Origin of the sequence: Marinifilum sp. (assembly GCF_965230805.1) — a bacterium.
Lineage (GTDB): Bacteria > Bacteroidota > Bacteroidia > Bacteroidales > Marinifilaceae > Marinifilum.
On the sequence record NZ_OZ246019.1, the window covers coordinates 3028334 to 3046370 of the forward strand.

Sequence of the window (18037 nt, forward strand, 5' to 3'; positions counted from 1 at the left end):
CCTCTAAAAATAACTTGCCGCTAATGTGTTGCAATATAGATTAATAGGCTTATGAATATGTGCCTAAATATTATTATGTACCCCCACCGGAAAACCATAACCTAGCGGCGGAAAAGCTTAACCGAGTGGCGAAAAATCTCAACCTGGCGGCAAAAAATTTTAACCGAGAGCCGGAAATTGATAAGCGATCAAGGAAAAATCATAAGCAATATCAGAAACATCGTAAGCCATTGGCGGAATTTCATAAGCAAGCAGCGGAAAACCATAACCGAGCAACGGAAATTTACAAGCAGTCAACAAAAAAGCATAAGCAGTCATGGGAAGTTTACAAGCAGTCAACAATAGATGGTAAAATGGCAGCGGAAGAACGTAATCACTTGGCCTGATATAAGCATCTTACAAAGGAAGATGATAAGCAGGCAGCGCAAGCAGACATATAAAGCACACAAAACCATTCTTGCGGCAGCATAGGCCTCGAATACAGGGCGTGTAAGCCCAAGCTGCTGCTACTTAAAAACTTTAAGTGCGGCGGGGTGATCTTCTCAATTCTTCGAAGCTTCCCCTTCTTTCTAAAAGTTTTTTGCGTATCAGCAGCTTGTCCTTCCAATGCCCAAGGAGACGGGTGCGATAGGTGCTAAAAAAAAAATCAGAAATAAAATACTTGCTGGTACAGCCTTTTGAATATGGTTTTAAAAAACAATTGCAAGCCTTCGTTTGCCGGATTGCCTAAAAAATCAACAAACAAAAAAAAAGCCCGGACATTCTTAGGCTTTAAGCTGATCTTCAATCTGGGAATATTTCCTTTTCCTCCTTAAAAAGTAATCGAAAATAATGCTATTGCGGTAAATTTCGTTGTGATGATTTTTTGTAACAAGTGGCAGCAAGACTTTTCTTTTTTTACGGAACTTTGCAAGCATCGAATAAAACGACATGTGGGCTTTAAACACCACGGTAAAATTGGCAAACTCGCCGGTAAGTAAAAATTTAAAAGCTGCCACTCCATCTAAAATCATTCTGTAAAAAAAGATGAACAAGAGTCTGTTGGAAGGCAAATTCTTATACAACATGAACAGGTTGTTGCGAAAATTTAGGAATAATTTTCGTGTACTGTGGTGGGGAAGGGTTGCCCCGCCAACATGATAAACCGTTGAGTTGGGATCACAAATAATTCTGTGCCCCTGGTTTTTAATACGCCAGCAAAGATCAATTTCTTCCATGTGCGCAAAAAAATCTCCATCTAAACCACCAGTTTTTTTATAGATATCGGCCCTGATGAACAAGGCAGCCCCACTGGCCCAAAATACATCAATCGTTTTATCGTACTGCCCCTTGTCTTTTTCAATCACATCAAGAATTCTACCCCTGCAAAAAGGATAAGCAAGATAATCGATAAAACCTCCGGCAGCACCGGCATACTCAAAATCTGATTTGCGATAGTAATCCTTAATTTTGGGTTGAGCAGCGGCAATATCGGCATTGTTTTCGAATTGATGGTAAATGGGATCTAACCAGTTCTGGCTTACTTTAACATCCGAGTTTAGCAAAACAAAGTATTCATGATTGAGCTGAGAAAGTGCCCGGTTGTATCCTTCGGCAAAACCGTAATTTTTATCTAGCTTAATGGTTCTGATATCAGGATATTTTTGTTCAAGAAAAGCTATGGAATCGTCATCCGAGGCATTATCAGCAACAATAATTTCGGCCCATTCTCTTTTCGAATGGCTAATAACCGAGGGAAGAAATTTTTCTAACAAATCTTTCCCATTCCAGTTTAGTATTACAATTCCAATTCTATTCATCTGTTCTTATAAAATATCTGCAAATCAGTAAGTTTTACTGTAATTATTCCCCAACAAGCCATAACTGGCAACCCTTTACTCTTTTTTGTGTTTCCAGCGTTTGTGCGACCACAACCAATAGGCAGGCTGCTTGCGAATGATCTCCTCTAAGCTGCGGGTATGTTTCTCGGTAATCTCGTAATCTTCTGTTTCTTTCGGATGATCGAACAAAGGAATAAACTCTACCTCGTAATAGCCACGTTTTACCTTTTGCATATTGATAAAAATTACAGCCTGATCTAATTTTTTAGCAATACGCTCGGTTCCCTGCAAAATAGGAGTATCCTGATTTAAAAAACGGGTCCAGTAATGAATACTTTGTTTGTTGGGTGTCTGATCGCCAAGAAAAACCGTTATCGTAAATTCTTTTCTGTTCCGATAGCCCAACATGGTGCGTAAAGTATCGTCTTTCGGAAGGGTTTTGGCACCAAATCGTTCTCTTAATTCGATGTACAATTTATCGAAAACCTTGTTGTGTAAAGGTTTGTAAATGGGCAACAAATTTACATCTTTCCACAACGGAAAAGAAGACATCCATTCCCAATTGCCATAGTGTCCAAGAATGGCGATAACGCTTTTTCCTGATTCTTTGTACCGATCGAAAAACTCAGGTTCCAGGAACTTACATCTTTTTTTGATTTCTTTCTCGCTTATGGTCCACAGCTTAATGGTTTCGACAAAGCTATCGCAGAAATGCGAGAAAAATTCTTTTCCTGTTTTTCGGATTTCCTTATCGGATTTATCGGGAAAAGCATTCTTTAAATTGGTGTGCACAACCTGTTTGCGATAAGCCACAAGATGGTACACAATAAAGAAAATGATATCAGAAAAAATATAAAGAACTCGCAAAGGCAAATAACTAATCAGTTTTAAAAAAGCGTATGCGATATAGGAAATGAGTTTGGTCATCTTAATCAAATCAATAAAAAACAGTTTTATTTAAGCATGTGTTTTTGCACCACCTTTTTAAATTCTTCCTGCACCAATCCGTTTGATGCAATGATTTCTTTTCCAAAGATATAATCATCGCCACCTTTAAAGTCGCAAACCGCACCGCCAGCCTGTTTTACAAGGAACGAACCTGCTGCCACATCCCAGGCCTGCAAACTATATTCGTAAAATGCTTCGAACCTACCGCAAGCCACATAGGCCAAATCGGTGGCAGCAGAACCAGGACGACGAATGCCATGAGAGTTAATAATGAAATACTCAAGTGTTGCCATAAAGTTCTTAAGCAAATCGTAATCGTAGTAAGGAAAACCGGTTGCAATTAGCGAAGCATCAACTGTTTTTGCCTTCGATACTTGAATGGTATTGCCATTTAGGAAAGCTCCCCGGGCACCTTTCCAGGAATAAAAGCATTCGTTTAAACTGATTTCGTAAACTACGCCCAAAACAATTTCATTGTTTTCCTGCAAAGCAATGCTTACCGCAAAAGGAGAGAAACCATGAATGTAATTGGTTGTTCCGTCAAGCGGATCGATGATCCAATTGTAACGCTCGGCACGATAGTTTTCGGTTCCTTCTTCGGCAATAAAACCAGCTTCGGGAAGAATCACTTTTAGTTCGCTAACAATTAATTCTTCGGCAGTTTTATCCACATAGGTAACAAAATCATGCATGCCTTTGGTTTCAACAACATCGGCTTTAATCTTACTTTGTTGCTCTTTAATAAAAGCACCGGCTTTTATAGCAATTTCCTTGGTTTCTAAACACAATTCTTCCAATTCTTTCATAACAAGTTTGCTTGGTAGTGATTTAAAATTGATAATTAACTACTATAATTTCTTTTAATTCTTTTAATAATTTGCTCAGCAAGCATTTTACAAAGCACCGATAACACAAATTAAATAGGATTATTGATCGGCAATCAGTTCGAATCTCGAAGTAATTCAAAATTTGTGATAATCTGAATATTTTGTGTTTAAAATCAATGCATTATTTTATTAATGATCTGCATGTCATCCATCATTTAACTACGAATGGGCCTAAAACTAAATTCGGCTTTGTTAAGCAAATCGGCAGCAACATGTCCTTTTTCGTTGATGCTTAACAGCCTAACCTTTGCCAAGCAATTGCTTAGGTTTTGATTGTAAGGAATCTCTACCTTAATGTAATTTTCGGTAAAGCCATACATGGCACCATGATCGTTATAGCCTTCAAACAAAACTTCCATTTCCTGGTTCAAGTGTTCCTGATAAAATGCGCGTAGTTTTTTCTCTGATAAGACCTGTAGCATTTTCGCCCTACGTTTTCGCTCTTCAATCTTAACCGATTCCTTTATTTCCAAAGCCTTTGTGCCTTGTCTTTCCGAGTAAGGAAACACATGAAGCTGGCTAATGGGCAAGTCGTTTATAAATTGGTAAGCATCTTTAAAATCATCTTCGCTTTCTCCGCGGCTACCGGCAATCACATCAACACCTATAAAAGCATCCGGAAGCAATGATTTGATTTTCTCGATTCTTTGCGCAAACAATTCGCAGTCATATCTTCTCTTCATCAAGTTCAGCACCTTGTCCGATCCGGCTTGCAAGGGAATATGAAAATGATTGACAAACTTTTTTGAGCCGGCAACAAAATCGATAATCTCATTGCTTAACAAATTGGGCTCTATGGATGAAATTCTGAAACGCTCAATGCCTTTCACCTTTTCCAGTTCCTTAATCAGCTCCAAGAAAGTTTCGTTCGTACTTTTCCCAAAATCACCAATGTTTACGCCTGTAAGGATAATTTCTTTGGCACCTTCGGCAGCAACCTTTTCGGCTTGTTTTACCGTTTCGGCAATGCTATTGTTACGGCTTCGTCCCCTGGCATAAGGAATGGTGCAGTAGGTACAAAAGTAGTTGCAGCCATCTTGTATTTTAAGAAAGCATCTGGTTCTGTCGCCCATCGAATACGAGGAGTGAAAATCTTTCAACGATTCCACCTCGCAAGCTTGCAATTCCCCGATTCCTTTTTTCTCAAGGTGATCGATGTATTTATGGATATTGAATTTTTCCTTAGCTCCTAAAACCAAATCAACACCGGGAATCTGCAATATTTCCTGTGGTTTTAATTGAGCGTAACAACCAATCACAGCCACAAAAGCATTCGGATTGGTTTTAATTACTTTTTTTATGGCTTGTCGGCACTTTTTGTCGGCCTGATCGGTAACCGAACAAGTATTGATTACATAAATATCAGCTTTTTCGGTCATCTTTACCGATTCGAAACCCATTTCCTTAAATGATCTTCCAATGCTTGAAGTCTCCGAAAAATTCAACTTGCATCCTAATGTGTAAAATGCAACTGTTCTGGCGTGTAACATGTTCTTTCCCTCTGCTGATTTATACTGGTATTCATACGAAATCAGTTTTCTGATTTTGTCCTTTCAAGTTTATTCACCCTTAAAAAGCAGGGTAGTAGGCGTGGCTATTCCTCTATCTTTGTGTCTTTACCCAACTCAAAATGCTCAAAACAATCGAAAACCCATTTCACAATAAAAGCATCATTACTTCAAATAAGAAGCCATGCGAATCAAAATAACAGATAAAAAAAGAACTGAATCAATTACAATTGAATCAGTTCTAATTTATACAAATTAATTAGTTCGCAAATTTACAAAAAGAATTAAGTTTTCAGGCCATTCCTAAGTAATTAGAAGCCTGTTCGAGGCATATTCCTTGTATAGTTGATGAACAATACCATCCGAAACACCAATTTTAGGAACATGAATGCGTTCGGCTTTTGCCCATTCCATAATGCTAAGGAATATTGTGGCAGCAGGAATAATTACATCGGCTCTGTCGGGATTCATATTGTAATTAATCATTAACTCTTCCTGCGTATACTGCTTTAAATCGTAATAGATATCCTTTAGCTCCATATAGCTCAGGTATTTCTCTTTTCTTGGAGTAGCAAGCTTTACCAATCTGTTAATATTACCTCCCGATCCAATAATCTCGATATTTTCGCAATTGGGGCAGATGTCCAATAAGCATTCCTTAATCCGAATAAACTCGCCTTTCGGAACACAATCTTTAAGGATCTTAATGGTTCCAACATTAAAGGAAGCAGAGAATGAGCAAACACCTTTCGAAAACAAGGTAACTTCGGTGCTGCCACCACCCACATCAACATAAAGGTAATCCTTATTTGGCTCAAGGGTGTCGGCAATTTTATTGTCAAAAATAATACTTGCTTCTTCCTTACCATCAATGATATCAATTTTAATATTCGATTCTTCTTCAATTCTTTTAATGATTTCATCTCCGTTAGCGGCCTCGCGCATAGCCGAAGTGGCACAAGCCCTATAGTTAACGATATCGTGAACCTCCATTAAGTTTCGAAAAGCAATCATCGATTTGATTAGTTTTTCGCCTTTTTCATGAGAAATAAACTTATCAATAAATGTATCGGTTCCCAATCGAATGGGAACTCGAATTAAAGATGACTTTTTAAAATGCGTATTTCCGCCTTCTTCAAATACGTTCATAAATAATAATCGGATAGCATTCGATCCAATATCTATGGCGGCAAATTTCATGATTTTCATGACCTGTGGATTAGATTTAATAAATGGTTGATTGCATTACTCCTTTAATAGATTATCAGAATCAAATTAAAGGAAATTTATGAGTAATGCAAAATCACAAATTACAGAAGATTACTTGCTAATTCGGCAAGGTGACTTCTTTCTCCTTTTAACAGATTAACGTGAGCAAACACATCCTGGCCTTTCATTCTGTCCGAAAGATATGCCAATCCGTTTGACTTTTTATCCAGGTATGGAGAATCGATTTGCTCAATGTCGCCGGTGAAAATCATTTTGGTTCCTTCTCCTGCTCTTGTGATAATGGTTTTTACTTCATGCGGAGTAAGGTTTTGGGCTTCGTCAACAATAAAATAAGTGTTCGATAAACTTCTTCCTCGTATGTACGCTAATGGCGTAATCTGTAACTTATCTTCTTTCAGTAGTTCGTCAATTTTAAGGTATTCCTTACTGTGAATATTAAACTTGTGTTTAATTACACTTAAGTTGTCGAACAAGGGTTGCATGTAGGGGCCAATTTTTTCCTTGGCATCGCCGGGAAGATATCCCAGGTCTTTGTTTGCCAGTGCAACAATTGGCCTTGCCAAAAAGATCTGATCGTACATATCGTTTTGAGCAAGTGCCGAAGCCAAAGCCAAAAGAGTTTTTCCGGTTCCGGCTTTTCCTGTTAAAGCAACCAAACTTATTTTAGGATCTAAAAGAGCATTCATCGAGAAAGTTTGCTCTGCGTTTCTTGGGTAAATACCATAGGCATTTGGCTTTTCAACTCTTGTAATTAATCGCTCTACAGGATCGAAATGTGCCAGAGCACTAGAGCTGCTCCCTTTCAAAATAAAATACTCGTGTCCTGATTTTAACAGGTCAACTCCAAATTCTTTTTCAGGAATACCATCATGCGTTTTGTATAAGGATGAGATTTTGACATCATCGAAATTTTCCAAAGTGGTTATGCCAAGGCTCATTACATCATCCAAATCCTGAACCTGATCATTTTTGTAATCTTCAGACAAAATCCCCAAGGATTTAGCCTTCATTCTAAGGTTAATATCCTTGGTTACAAGAATTACCTTTTTGCGTTTGTATTGCTTGAAAATATGTTCGGTAATTGCAAGAATTCTGTGATCAGGAATGTTTTCGTGGAATGAAGCTTTCATTGTAGGAGAAAACTCTTTTCCTGTTTCAATAAAAAGAGTACCTAATCCTTTACCAAGATTTGCACCATCTTTAAATAGGTTATCTCCAGAAATTCGATCAAGCTCGCGGGTAAATTCTCTTGCATGATAATTGATTTGATCATTTCCTTTCTTGAATTTGTCTAATTCTTCAAGTACTGTAATAGGAATAACAACATCGTTTTCTTCAAAATTATAAATCGAGTTAAAATCATGTAGGATAACGTTCGTATCTAATACGAAAATCTTTCTGAGTTTTGCCATATTGGAAAATTATAAGAGGTTTATTTCGACCTTTCGTTTGTCGAATTTATTTTGCTTACCAAAAACTATTTCAATCGAAATTGGTTTGACTTCTTCTTTCTGTTTAATAATCAATATTTAAGGTTTTTTTTCTTTTAAAGCATTCAAATTTGATAGCTTTTGATCCATTTAAATTAGCAAAAAATATAGGAAAACTAGCTTGTGAAATATTTTTTTAAGATTTTTTATACTTCTTTGCATTGGATTTAAAATCAGTAAAGATTTTTAGTATGACTTATCAGGAAACACTGGAATATATGTTTACTCAGCTTCCCATGTATCAACGCACAGGGAAAGCTGCTTATAAAGCCAATTTAGACAATACCTTAGCCTTAGATGCTCACTTTAATCAACCTCACAAAAAGTTTAAAACCGTTCACATTGCAGGAACAAACGGGAAAGGATCTGTATCTCATTCTATAGCATCGGTATTGCAAAAATCAGGATTAAAAGTTGGCTTATATACATCTCCACACCTGCGTGATTTTAGAGAAAGAGTAAAGATTAATGGAAAAATGATTAACGAGTCGGCTGTTGTTGATTTTGTTAAAAACAACAGGGGAAAGTTTGAAGAAATTAAGCCTTCGTTTTTTGAAATGACCGTAGCATTGGCTTTTGATTATTTTGCGCAAGAACAGGTTGATATTGCAGTAATTGAAGTAGGATTGGGGGGAAGATTAGATTCGACCAATATTATTACACCTCTGCTCTCGGTGATTACAAATATTAGTAAAGACCATACTAAGCTCTTGGGGAATGATATTGCTGTGATTGCAAAGGAAAAAGCAGGTATCATTAAGCCAGATATTCCTGTTGTTATAGGAGAAAAACAAGATTGTATATCACAGGTTTTTGAGCAAATTGCTGAGGAAAGGAACGCAAAATTACAATTTGCGGATGATATGTTTCAAATAAAGTGTTCTGAAACAATTCAGAGAAGACAAGTGATTAGGATTGAGAATAAAATGCTTGCAAAAGAATTTCTTGTTGAATGTGATTTGCTTGGAAAGTATCAACAAAAAAACATTAGAACAGCAATTTGTGCATTATATCAACTTAAAGCAAAAGGCATTAACATTACAGATGAGAATATATATAACGGACTTGCTGAAATTGTAAAAGAAACAGGACTTTTAGGGCGCTGGCAAGTTTTACAAGAAAAACCGGTGATAATTTGTGATACAGGACATAATGAGGCTGGAATTAGAGAAATAATAGAGCAAATAAGGATAACGGATTACAGAAAATTACATATTGTTTTTGGTTTGGTTGATGATAAAAATACCGATGAGGTTTTGAGTTTAATGCCTAAAGAAGCGAATTACTTTTTTACACGCGCCAGTATTCCACGAGCACTAAACGAAAATGAACTTCGGAAGCTGGCCAAAGACTATGGGTTAATGGGAAAAGCATACAGATCTGTTGAAGAAGCATTAAATGCTGCTAAAAAAGAGTCGGAAAAAAATGATTTAATTTTTGTTGGAGGTAGTACCTTCGTGGTGGCAGAAGTGGTGTAAACAAAAGCAGAAAAAATATTGCGTGGTAAATTTTTCTGTTTATATTTGCATTCTCATTAGGGGCGATTAGCTCAGTTGGTTCAGAGCACTTGGTTTACACCCAAGGGGTCATAAGTTCGAATCTTATATCGCCCACTCCTACAGTTTTTTAGATTTTTTAAAAAACTATTTTTTTTCCGAATACCCAAAATCAAATTTTATATGTAGTCAAAAAATCATTAAAGAAATTTTTCTTCAATAAAAACTTCTTTATTTTTGTCTTGATTTTGGTTTAAGAAATTTACTATGGTTCAAAATTCTAAAAAAAATCAGGCGGTTCCAGAGCCAACGATTAGACGCATGCCTTCCTATTTGGCTTACGCCGAAGGTCTACTGCGTAAGGGTCAGCAATTTGTATCATCAACCCAAATTGCAAATTATATGAATATAGATCCAACGCAGGTAACAAAAGATTTATCATACACCACTATAGTAGGAAAAACCAGGGTTGGATATGAGGTTAAAGCAATTGTTGATGTTTTATCCGATTTTCTTGGCTTTTCCGTAATGGATAATGCTTTTCTTGTTGGAGCAGGATCATTGGGATCTGCTCTGCTGCATGATAGTGGATTAAATCATTTTGGATTAAACATTGAAGCAGCTTTTGATGTAAATCCGTCAACAATTGGAAGGAAGATTAATGATGTGGAAGTTTTTCACATAGACCAGTTTAGAGATCTGGCTCAGGAATTGAATGTCGTTATGGGGATAATTACGGTTCCTGCCGAAAATGCACAAACTGTAGCTGATTTAATGGTGGCATGGGGAATTAAGGCCATTTGGAATTTTACTCCCGCAAGAATTAAAGTACCGGATGATATTATTGTTCAGAATACAACATTGTATTCTAATCTTGCAATTATCTTTAATAAGCTACATTACGAAAGAAGAGAAGAATAATTATTCGAGAGATAAAATAAAAAAAGGGGTTTTGAAATTTTTCAAAACCCCCTTTTTATTTATCTGATGTAAAAACTTTTCTTAGGCATTCTCCAAGATACGGAAAGCGTGATCTAAAATTGTAGTATCATCAAGTTCAACAATTCCTCCATTTGGGCCTTGCTCAACATGGATTCCTGTACTTTTACCTTCATCAAAATTTGTTCCACCAAAATAATTTCTAACAGTTTCAACGTTTAATTGTAAGTCTTCTGCAATCCTTTGCATGCTGCCGTCTGGCAAACGATCCTTAATTTGTCTTAGCTCATTAAATGTGATTGTCTTAGTCATATGCTGTTTATTTTATTAAGGGTTAGAAATATATTTGCCCTTTAAATTTAATGAAAGAATTTCTTAAATTAAAATTATTAGAACGTTAATTCTACCATTAACAATTAAAAGGTAAGTGTGAAACTAGTTCGCTCGTCAGGCACAGAATAAGCTGTAATTGTTCCACCATGCAGTCGAAGGATTTGCTTCGACAGACTTAAGCCAATGCCGGATCCTTTGGGTTTTGTGGTAAAAAATGGGATAAAAACTTTATCTAATACTTCTTTAATAATGCCTTGGCCGTTATCACTTACTTGAATAGAAATCCGGCCTCTTGAATTCATAAAAGCTTTTAGTTCAATTTTAGGATTTTCGGTATGTTCCAAAGCATGTATTGAGTTCTTAATTAAATTTATTAACACCTGCTCAATCAGCTGCTCATCTGCCGAAAGTTCAATGGATTGAGGATTGATGCTGATATCGCATTCAATTCCATTTCTTTTGATTTCCTCTTCCATTAATCTGTAAATATTATCAAATAGTTTTTGAACCTGAAAGATGCTGAAGTTCGGCTTTGGAATTTTTGTAAGATTACGATATGTGTCAACAAAATGGAGCAGACCGGAGCTTCTTTTGTGAATTGTCTCCAATGCCATCTTAACTTCATTTAGAGTTTCGAGGTCTTGCTCATCAAAACGATTGGTATTGTTTTCACCAAAATCATCAAGAATGGTAGTAAGTGTAGTCGATAGTGAAGAGATTGGTGTAATTGAATTCATTATTTCATGTGTTAACACACGGATCAGTTTCTGCCATGATTCAATCTCTTGTTCTTCCAATTCATATTGGATATTCTTTATTGATACCAATATAACTTGACGATTGTTTATTTTAAATTCGGTTGCATACACAGCCAACTGTAGAATGTCGTCATTGTCATTTACCTTTATCAGCGTATTTTCGCCATGCTTCAGGTTCAATAAAGAATCCACCAAATCAGGGCTAAATGATTTTAAATCCTGAATCATTTTAAGATTGCTGATTTGGAAAAGTTTCTTGGAAGCATTGTTAATCATTTCTACTTTGCCATCACGATGAAATGCGATTAAACTAATCCCAATATGTTGAATAACGGTTTGCAGATAAAAGTAATGTTCTTCTTTTTCTGCACGGATTTTTTGGAAATCCGTGATTACAGCATTGAAAGATTCTTGTAGTTTATCAAAAGAACTGCCTAAGCCTTGAACCTGAAAGTTTCTAGTAAAATCGGAATAACGTATCGATTCCAGAAAGTTTTTAAGCAAACGGTTGGTTTTTTCCACATACCTTATGATCTCATATATCTGGTAAATAATGGCAATAAAAGTCAGACTTGCAGTAAAGTATAAACTTCTTTTAGCAAGCAAGTAGAATAAAAGAAAAATCGTGGCTGATAGCACGATAATCCTGATAATAAAGTTAATTCGGAAACTCTTATAAACCATATTTTTCAAGTCTTCTGTATAGCGAGGTTCTTGTAAGTCCAAGTTCGCCTGCGGCTTTGGATATGTTACCTTTATTTGTTTTTAATACCTTTTGGATGATATTTTTTTCTACCTCTTCAAGATTGTATGAATCGAACTCAACATCGTCTTGATGACTTCTTTCCATGCTAATTTGGAAATCTCCAGGTTCAAGACTTTTATCATCAGCCATAATTACTGCGCGTTCCATTTGATGTTGAAGTTCGCGAACATTCCCCGGCCAACCGTAATCGTAAAGTTTGTTAATGCAAGCTTTCGATAATGGATTAATTCTTTTCTTGTACTTTTTAGAATAAATTTTTAGAAAATGATCAGCTAACAAAGGTATGTCTTCATATCTATCACGCAGCGGAGGAAGGTCAATTTCTACAGTATTAATACGGTATAATAAATCTTGACGGTATTTTTCTTCTGATGCCATTTGTTTTAGAGGCATGTTTGTTGCACAAATCAAACGTATATCGATTGGAATCGGTTTGTTTGATCCAACTCTAATCACTTCTCTTCTTTCAAGAACGGTTAAAAGTTTGGCTTGCATAGGTAAACTTAAGTTACCAATTTCATCGAGGAATAATGTACCACCAGATGCTATCTCAAATCTTCCTGGCCGATCTGTTCTTGCATCAGTAAAGGCTCCTTTCACATGACCAAACAATTCACTTTCGAACAAGTTTTCGTTTATGGAACCAAGGTCAACACTAACAAAAACTTCATCTTTTCTGCTGGAATTACGGTGTAATGCTCTTGCAACTAATTCTTTCCCTGTTCCGTTTTCTCCTAAAATCAATACATTAGCATCTGTTTTTGAAACTTTTGAAATGGTTTGAAATACTTGTTGCATTTCTGGAGAAGTACCAATAAAATCATTAAAAGGTTGATCCAGAACAGCGTTTAGTTCTTTTTGCTTGGTTTTGAGTTCGCTAACTTCTTCTTTTGATTTGCGAAGTGTAATGGCAGATGAGATAGTGGCTAAAAGTTTCTCGTTTTGCCAAGGTTTTAATATAAAATCAGTAGCCCCAGCTTTTATCGCTTTTACCGATTTTTCAATATCGCCATAAGCCGTAATAAACAAAACTACAGCTCTTGCATCTATTTCAAGAATTTTATTTAACCAATGATAACCTTCTTGACCACTTATGGCATCCTTGGTAAAGTTCATATCCAACAGAATTACATCATATTCTTCCTGTTTCATTAATTTAGGGATCATTTCAGGATCTGATTCTGTATGAATTAGTTCTACATGTTGTTTTAAAAGTAGTTTCAGGGAAAACAATATGTCTTCATTATCATCAATGGCAAGTATTTTACCACTCTTCTGTATTGTCATAATATCTGAATAATTGTAGGTTTGGTTTGTTTTTTAAATCTGGACTCAAGTTATTATTAATATTTCAGAAATAAAAAAAGGATGTACGTAAACGTACACTCTATGTCTTAAATCCGTTCAAACTTTGTAGGTGAACTTGATGTTTGTATTGATTAAGTGGTTGTTATTCAGGTTTAAATTGTGTTTGGCATAAAAGTGGATAATGCTTTAAGGTGTTTGAAAAAAAGGTATATAAAAAGTCAAAAAAAATATGGATAGAATTATTGAGAAGAGGCCTTGGTATCTTCAGAAGAAAAATTGGTACCTAGCTGTTGGTGTAATGGCCATACTTATTCTCTACACAGCATTTCTAGGAACTTCGGGATTAAGCTTTCGGGTAAATGAAGAAACACTATCAATTTCCGATGTAAAAAAAGATTATTTTCAAGAATACATTGCTCGAACCGGTACTGTTAACCCTATTACGACTGTATATTTGGATGCAATTGAAGGGGGTAGGGTAGAAGAGATTTTACTGGAAGAAGGTAGTATGGTTCAAAAAGGTAATATTATCTTGCGTTTAAGTAATTCCGAGTTGAATCTGCAGATATTGAACTCTGAAGCAGCTTTTACAGAACAAGTAAATCGGCTAAGAGATACACGTTTGAGCATGGAGCAAGATCGTTTGAATATCAAACGCAATTTGCTGGATATCGATTTGAATTTGGCAAAAAGCAAAAGGCAATACTTTCGAAATAAAACTTTCTACAAAAAGGATTTAATAGCCAAAGAGGAATTTGAAGCTTCACGCGATGATTATTTTTATCACAAAAAGGTAAGGGATTTATTGTTAGAGCGTCAAAAAACTGATTCCTTATCGAGGACAATTCAGATAGAAAGATTAGAAGCGAATTTGAGTAAAATGGAAGACAATTTAGATTTGGTTCGTGAGAAACTTCAAAATCTAAATGTGAAAGCTCCTGTTAGCGGTCAGCTTGGATCATTAAATGCCGAATTGGGAGAATCTATATCAAAAGGACAAAGACTTGGTCAGGTTAATATTTTGGATAATTATAAAATTAATGCAATGGTTGACGAGCTTTACATTGCTAGATTAAATAAAGGTTTAAATGCAAATTTTAAATTTAATGGAAAGGAATATCTATTAATAGTATCTAAAGTATATCCTGAGGTGCGTAATGGACAATTCGAAATAGATTTAAAATTTGTAAGTGAGTTGCCGAAAGGTATCAGAACCGGACAAACATTCCGAACCAAAATTGAATTGGGTGAACCTAGAGAAGCTTTATTGGTTCCAAGGGGTGGTTTTTTTCAAAGTACTGGTGGTCAGTGGATTTTCGTAGTGGATGCATCTGGAGAATTTGCAGTGAGAAGACAGATTAAGCTTGGAAATCAGAATCCAAAATATTACGAAGTGCTGGAAGGCTTACAAACAGGCGAAAAGGTGATTACAAACAGTTATGAACTCTATGGAGATGCAGAAAAATTGCTATTAAAATAAGTGGATGATTAAAATTATACTCAATACAGTAATTAGAAATTTGTACAAGCAAAAAGCTTATTCGTTAATAAATATTTTCGGATTGGCTACAGGTGTAACGTGTACACTTTTAATATTGATTTGGGTTAATTATGAACTTAGTTTTGATACCTACCACAAGGATGTAAACAGAATTTATGCCGTTTATGAAAATCAACGATATGCTGATGGAGATGTTTTCTCTGTTTATTCCACACCAAGCCCACTGGCAGAATCCTTAAAGAAAGAATATGCCGAAGTGGAATATTCATCGAGAATGGTGAGTACATGGGGACAATTGATTTTATCAGCCAATGGAAAAACGATTGTAGTAAATGGGGGTAAGGTTGTAGACCCTGATTTCTTTAAGATATTTTCGATTCCGGTTGTTCATGGAAACTTTAGTAATCCATTGACAAATGACAATACCATTGTGTTAAGTCAAAGGATGTCTGATAAACTATTTGGAGATATCAATCCTGTTGGAATGAATGTAGAAATTAACTCAAGCTATCAGTTTATTGTGGGTGCGGTGGTAGAGAATGCTCCTGAAAATTCTTCAATACATTTTGACTTTTTTCTGCCAATTAAATTTTTTCAGGATTATTGGCAATATGATTTAACCGATTGGGAAGCAAATTCATTCTATACTTTTTTAAAACTGAAAGAAGGTGCCAATAGTAAATATTTGGCAGAAAATATAAAGCATAATTTACGACAGCGAACTTCATATTCAAACATAGAGTTAGATATACAGGAGTTTGATAAGTATCATTTGTATTCAATCAATAAAAATAAGGTAGGGTCGATTTGGTATGTAAGGCTTTTTCTATTGGTTGCGGTGCTTATTCTATTAATAGCGTGTTTTAATTATATGAATTTGGCAACAGCCAGATCAGAGAGGCGAGCAAGGGAAGTAGCAATTCGAAAAGTTGTTGGAGCACAAAGAAGCGGATTGGTGGGATTATTCCTAACCGAGTCAATCATTTTTACAGGCATCGCTCTAGGATTAGCCGTTGTGTTTGTAGAATTACTATTGCCGGTGTTTGGTGATCTTACTAACCGAACACTCTCCTTAATGCCAGGCAACTTTAAATTTTTACTTGCAGTTGTCTTTATTGTTCTAATCACCGGCATTTTATCAGGAAGTTATCCTGCTTTATTCCTTTCTTCTTTTCTGCCTATAGAGGTAATCAGAGGAGTGTTCAGACAAGATTCAGCAATGCTGCGAAAAGTTTTGGTGGTGATTCAGTTTACCATGTCAATCGCACTTTTTATTTGCACTTGTGTGATATATAAACAACTGAATTTTTTACAGGAATCCGATATCGGCTATAATAAAGACAATATTGTTTACGTAGAAATGCTTGATGATTTTTATCAGGAGTACCCTGAGCTAAAAGAGGAATTGCTTAAAGTTGCCGGAGTTCATTGGATAACAGCGGCAAATCAAATGCCGGTTAATTTCTCAAACTCAACATGGGATGTGTCGTGGCCCGATAAAACAGAAGGTGCTGACCAAGTATTATTTCAATTATCATTTGTGGATTTCGATTTTATTGAAACCTTCGAAATGGATGTTATTCAAGGCCGGGGATTTTCTAAAAAGCATGGCGAGGATACCCTAAAATTTATTATTAACGAATCGGCAGCAGAAAAGATGGGAATGGTGCATACCATTGGTGAGAAAATCACTCTTTGGAACTATACTGGTGAGGTGATAGGTATTGTGAAAGATTTTAATTTTAACAGTTTACAGGTTGGAGTCAATCCATTAATTATGATGCGTAACCCAAGATCTTTTAAATACATAGGAATTCGTATTGGAGCAGATAAGGATCCGATAATAAATCGTATTCGAAAGGTTTGGACACAAAAATTTGCTCATATGCCTTTTAACTACAGGTTGCTTGAGGAAGATTTCGATTATTTTTATCAGGCAGAATCGAGAATGGGAAAGCTGTTTGCTTCATTCACGGTCATAGCATTTATCATTTCCTGTCTTGGTTTGTTTGGATTGGTATCCTTTATAACAGAGAGTAAAGCCAAAGAAGTAGCATTGCGAAAAGTGTTTGGTGCCAATGTCGATCATGTGCTACAGCTATTGATTAAAGACATTTTTAAATGGATTATGCTATCAGTTGCAATCGCTTGGGTGCTTTCGTTTTTTGCAATGGAATGGTGGTTGCATGGATTTGCCTACCGAATCGAGATCGGAATTGGCATATTTATTTTAGCTGCTATTTTATCCATTTTAATAGCATTTTTAACTTCGTACAAACAAATTGCAAGAATGGTTTACAGTGCACCTGCTCAAATATTAAAATATCAATAAATTATAAATGTTAAGGGTATGATTAAAACGAAAAACTTAATTAAGATCTTCCGAACAGATGAGGTTGAAACAACTGCTCTAAATAATGTGAACCTTGAAATAAAAGAAGGTGAATTTGTGGCCATAATGGGACCATCGGGTTGTGGCAAATCAACTTTATTAAATATTATTGGCTTATTGGATAATCCTAGCGAAGGTGAATTACACTTTACTGGATACCAAGTGGAAAAATATTCTGAGCGCCAAAGAACAAATTTAAGAAAAGAGAATATCGGTTTTGTTTTTCAGAGTTTTAATCTGATTGATGAACTGACAGTTTTTGAGAATGTTGAGTTGCCACTTCTGTACATGAAGGTTTCGGGATCGGAACGCAAAAGAAGAGTAAATGAAGCACTGGAAAGAATGAATATTGCACATAGGGCAAAGCATTTTCCGCAGCAACTTTCAGGAGGACAGCAGCAGCGTGTAGCTATTGCTCGCGCGGTGATCTCTAATCCGAAATTAATACTTGCCGATGAGCCAACAGGGAACTTGGATTCTGCAAATGGTGAAGAAGTTATGAACCTTTTAACGCAATTAAATGAAGAAGGAACAACCATTGTGATGGTAACTCACTCCCCATCCGATGCCGATAGAAGCCATAGAATTATTCAGCTATTCGATGGCCATATTGTTACCGAAAATATGAGACAAAAACTATAGTGCTACATCCCACACCTAA

The 18037-nt window shown here is 35.9% G+C and carries 15 protein-coding genes and 1 tRNA gene; 7 read left to right on the plus strand and 9 right to left on the minus strand.

The window, feature by feature from the left end:
* Positions 1–59: 59 nt before the first annotated feature.
* Positions 60–386, plus strand: coding sequence for a hypothetical protein (locus ACO05S_RS12265; protein WP_421918299.1), 327 nt, complete (start codon positions 60–62; stop codon positions 384–386).
* A 378-nt stretch (positions 387–764) separates the two neighbouring features.
* Here the strand turns inward: ACO05S_RS12265 and ACO05S_RS12270 are convergent, their stop codons facing one another.
* From ACO05S_RS12270 to ACO05S_RS12295, 6 genes are all read right to left on the minus strand, one after another.
* A complete protein-coding gene (locus ACO05S_RS12270) occupies positions 765–1799 on the minus strand; it encodes a glycosyltransferase family 2 protein (protein ID WP_421918300.1) in 1035 nt (344 codons plus the stop codon).
* Positions 1800–1874: 75 nt separating this feature from the next.
* Positions 1875–2747 carry a lysophospholipid acyltransferase family protein gene (locus ACO05S_RS12275; RefSeq protein WP_421918301.1) on the minus strand — a complete coding sequence of 291 codons (873 nt, stop codon included), beginning with the start codon at positions 2745–2747 and terminating at the stop codon, positions 1875–1877.
* A 26-nt stretch (positions 2748–2773) separates the two neighbouring features.
* Positions 2774–3574, minus strand: coding sequence for an inositol monophosphatase family protein (locus ACO05S_RS12280; protein WP_421918302.1), 801 nt, complete (start codon positions 3572–3574; stop codon positions 2774–2776).
* A gap of 236 nt (positions 3575–3810) precedes the next feature.
* On the minus strand, positions 3811–5145 hold the full coding sequence (mtaB, locus tag ACO05S_RS12285; RefSeq protein WP_421918303.1) for a tRNA (N(6)-L-threonylcarbamoyladenosine(37)-C(2))-methylthiotransferase MtaB: 1335 nt from the start codon (positions 5143–5145) through the stop codon (positions 3811–3813).
* A 321-nt stretch (positions 5146–5466) separates the two neighbouring features.
* Entirely contained in the window at positions 5467–6372 is a 906-nt protein-coding gene (locus tag ACO05S_RS12290; RefSeq protein ID WP_421918304.1) for a phosphatase, read from the minus strand.
* A 101-nt stretch (positions 6373–6473) separates the two neighbouring features.
* Positions 6474–7805, minus strand: a complete 1332-nt coding sequence (locus ACO05S_RS12295) for a PhoH family protein (RefSeq protein WP_421918305.1) — start codon at positions 7803–7805, stop codon at positions 6474–6476.
* Positions 7806–8074: 269 nt separating this feature from the next.
* Between ACO05S_RS12295 and ACO05S_RS12300 the strand changes: the two genes are divergently transcribed.
* The 3 genes from ACO05S_RS12300 to ACO05S_RS12310 all read left to right on the plus strand — a co-directional run bounded on the left by ACO05S_RS12300 (position 8075) and on the right by ACO05S_RS12310 (position 10300).
* Positions 8075–9361 carry a bifunctional folylpolyglutamate synthase/dihydrofolate synthase gene (locus ACO05S_RS12300; protein WP_421918306.1) on the plus strand — a complete coding sequence of 429 codons (1287 nt, stop codon included), beginning with the start codon at positions 8075–8077 and terminating at the stop codon, positions 9359–9361.
* Positions 9362–9421: 60 nt separating this feature from the next.
* Positions 9422–9496: transfer RNA gene (locus ACO05S_RS12305), tRNA-Val, on the plus strand.
* Positions 9497–9646: 150 nt separating this feature from the next.
* A complete protein-coding gene (locus tag ACO05S_RS12310) occupies positions 9647–10300 on the plus strand; it encodes a redox-sensing transcriptional repressor Rex (RefSeq protein WP_421918307.1) in 654 nt (217 codons plus the stop codon).
* Positions 10301–10381: 81 nt separating this feature from the next.
* On the opposite strand, the gene ACO05S_RS12315 is transcribed toward ACO05S_RS12310, so the two are convergent.
* The 3 genes from ACO05S_RS12315 to ACO05S_RS12325 all read right to left on the minus strand — a co-directional run bounded on the left by ACO05S_RS12315 (position 10382) and on the right by ACO05S_RS12325 (position 13462).
* Positions 10382–10630 (minus strand): DNA-binding protein, encoded by a 249-nt coding sequence (locus tag ACO05S_RS12315; RefSeq protein WP_171596589.1) that lies wholly within the window; start codon positions 10628–10630, stop codon positions 10382–10384.
* A 104-nt stretch (positions 10631–10734) separates the two neighbouring features.
* Positions 10735–12135, minus strand: coding sequence for a sensor histidine kinase (locus ACO05S_RS12320; protein ID WP_421918308.1), 1401 nt, complete (start codon positions 12133–12135; stop codon positions 10735–10737).
* Entirely contained in the window at positions 12083–13462 is a 1380-nt protein-coding gene (locus ACO05S_RS12325; protein WP_421918309.1) for a sigma-54-dependent transcriptional regulator, read from the minus strand. Before ACO05S_RS12325 ends, ACO05S_RS12320 begins: the two co-directional genes overlap by 53 nt.
* 250 nt (positions 13463–13712) lie before the next feature.
* Between ACO05S_RS12325 and ACO05S_RS12330 the strand changes: the two genes are divergently transcribed.
* The 3 genes from ACO05S_RS12330 to ACO05S_RS12340 are packed head-to-tail and all read left to right on the plus strand — an operon-like array spanning position 13713 to position 18018.
* The gene (locus ACO05S_RS12330; RefSeq protein ID WP_421918310.1) at positions 13713–14963 is read left to right on the plus strand and encodes an efflux RND transporter periplasmic adaptor subunit; all 1251 of its coding nucleotides are present in this window, start codon (positions 13713–13715) and stop codon (positions 14961–14963) included.
* Positions 14964–14967: 4 nt separating this feature from the next.
* On the plus strand, positions 14968–17316 hold the full coding sequence (locus ACO05S_RS12335) for an ABC transporter permease (protein WP_421918311.1): 2349 nt from the start codon (positions 14968–14970) through the stop codon (positions 17314–17316).
* 18 nt (positions 17317–17334) lie between these two features.
* Positions 17335–18018: an ABC transporter ATP-binding protein gene (locus tag ACO05S_RS12340; protein ID WP_421918312.1), complete on the plus strand. Its 684-nt coding sequence runs from the start codon at positions 17335–17337 to the stop codon at positions 18016–18018.
* Positions 18019–18037 lie beyond the last annotated feature (19 nt).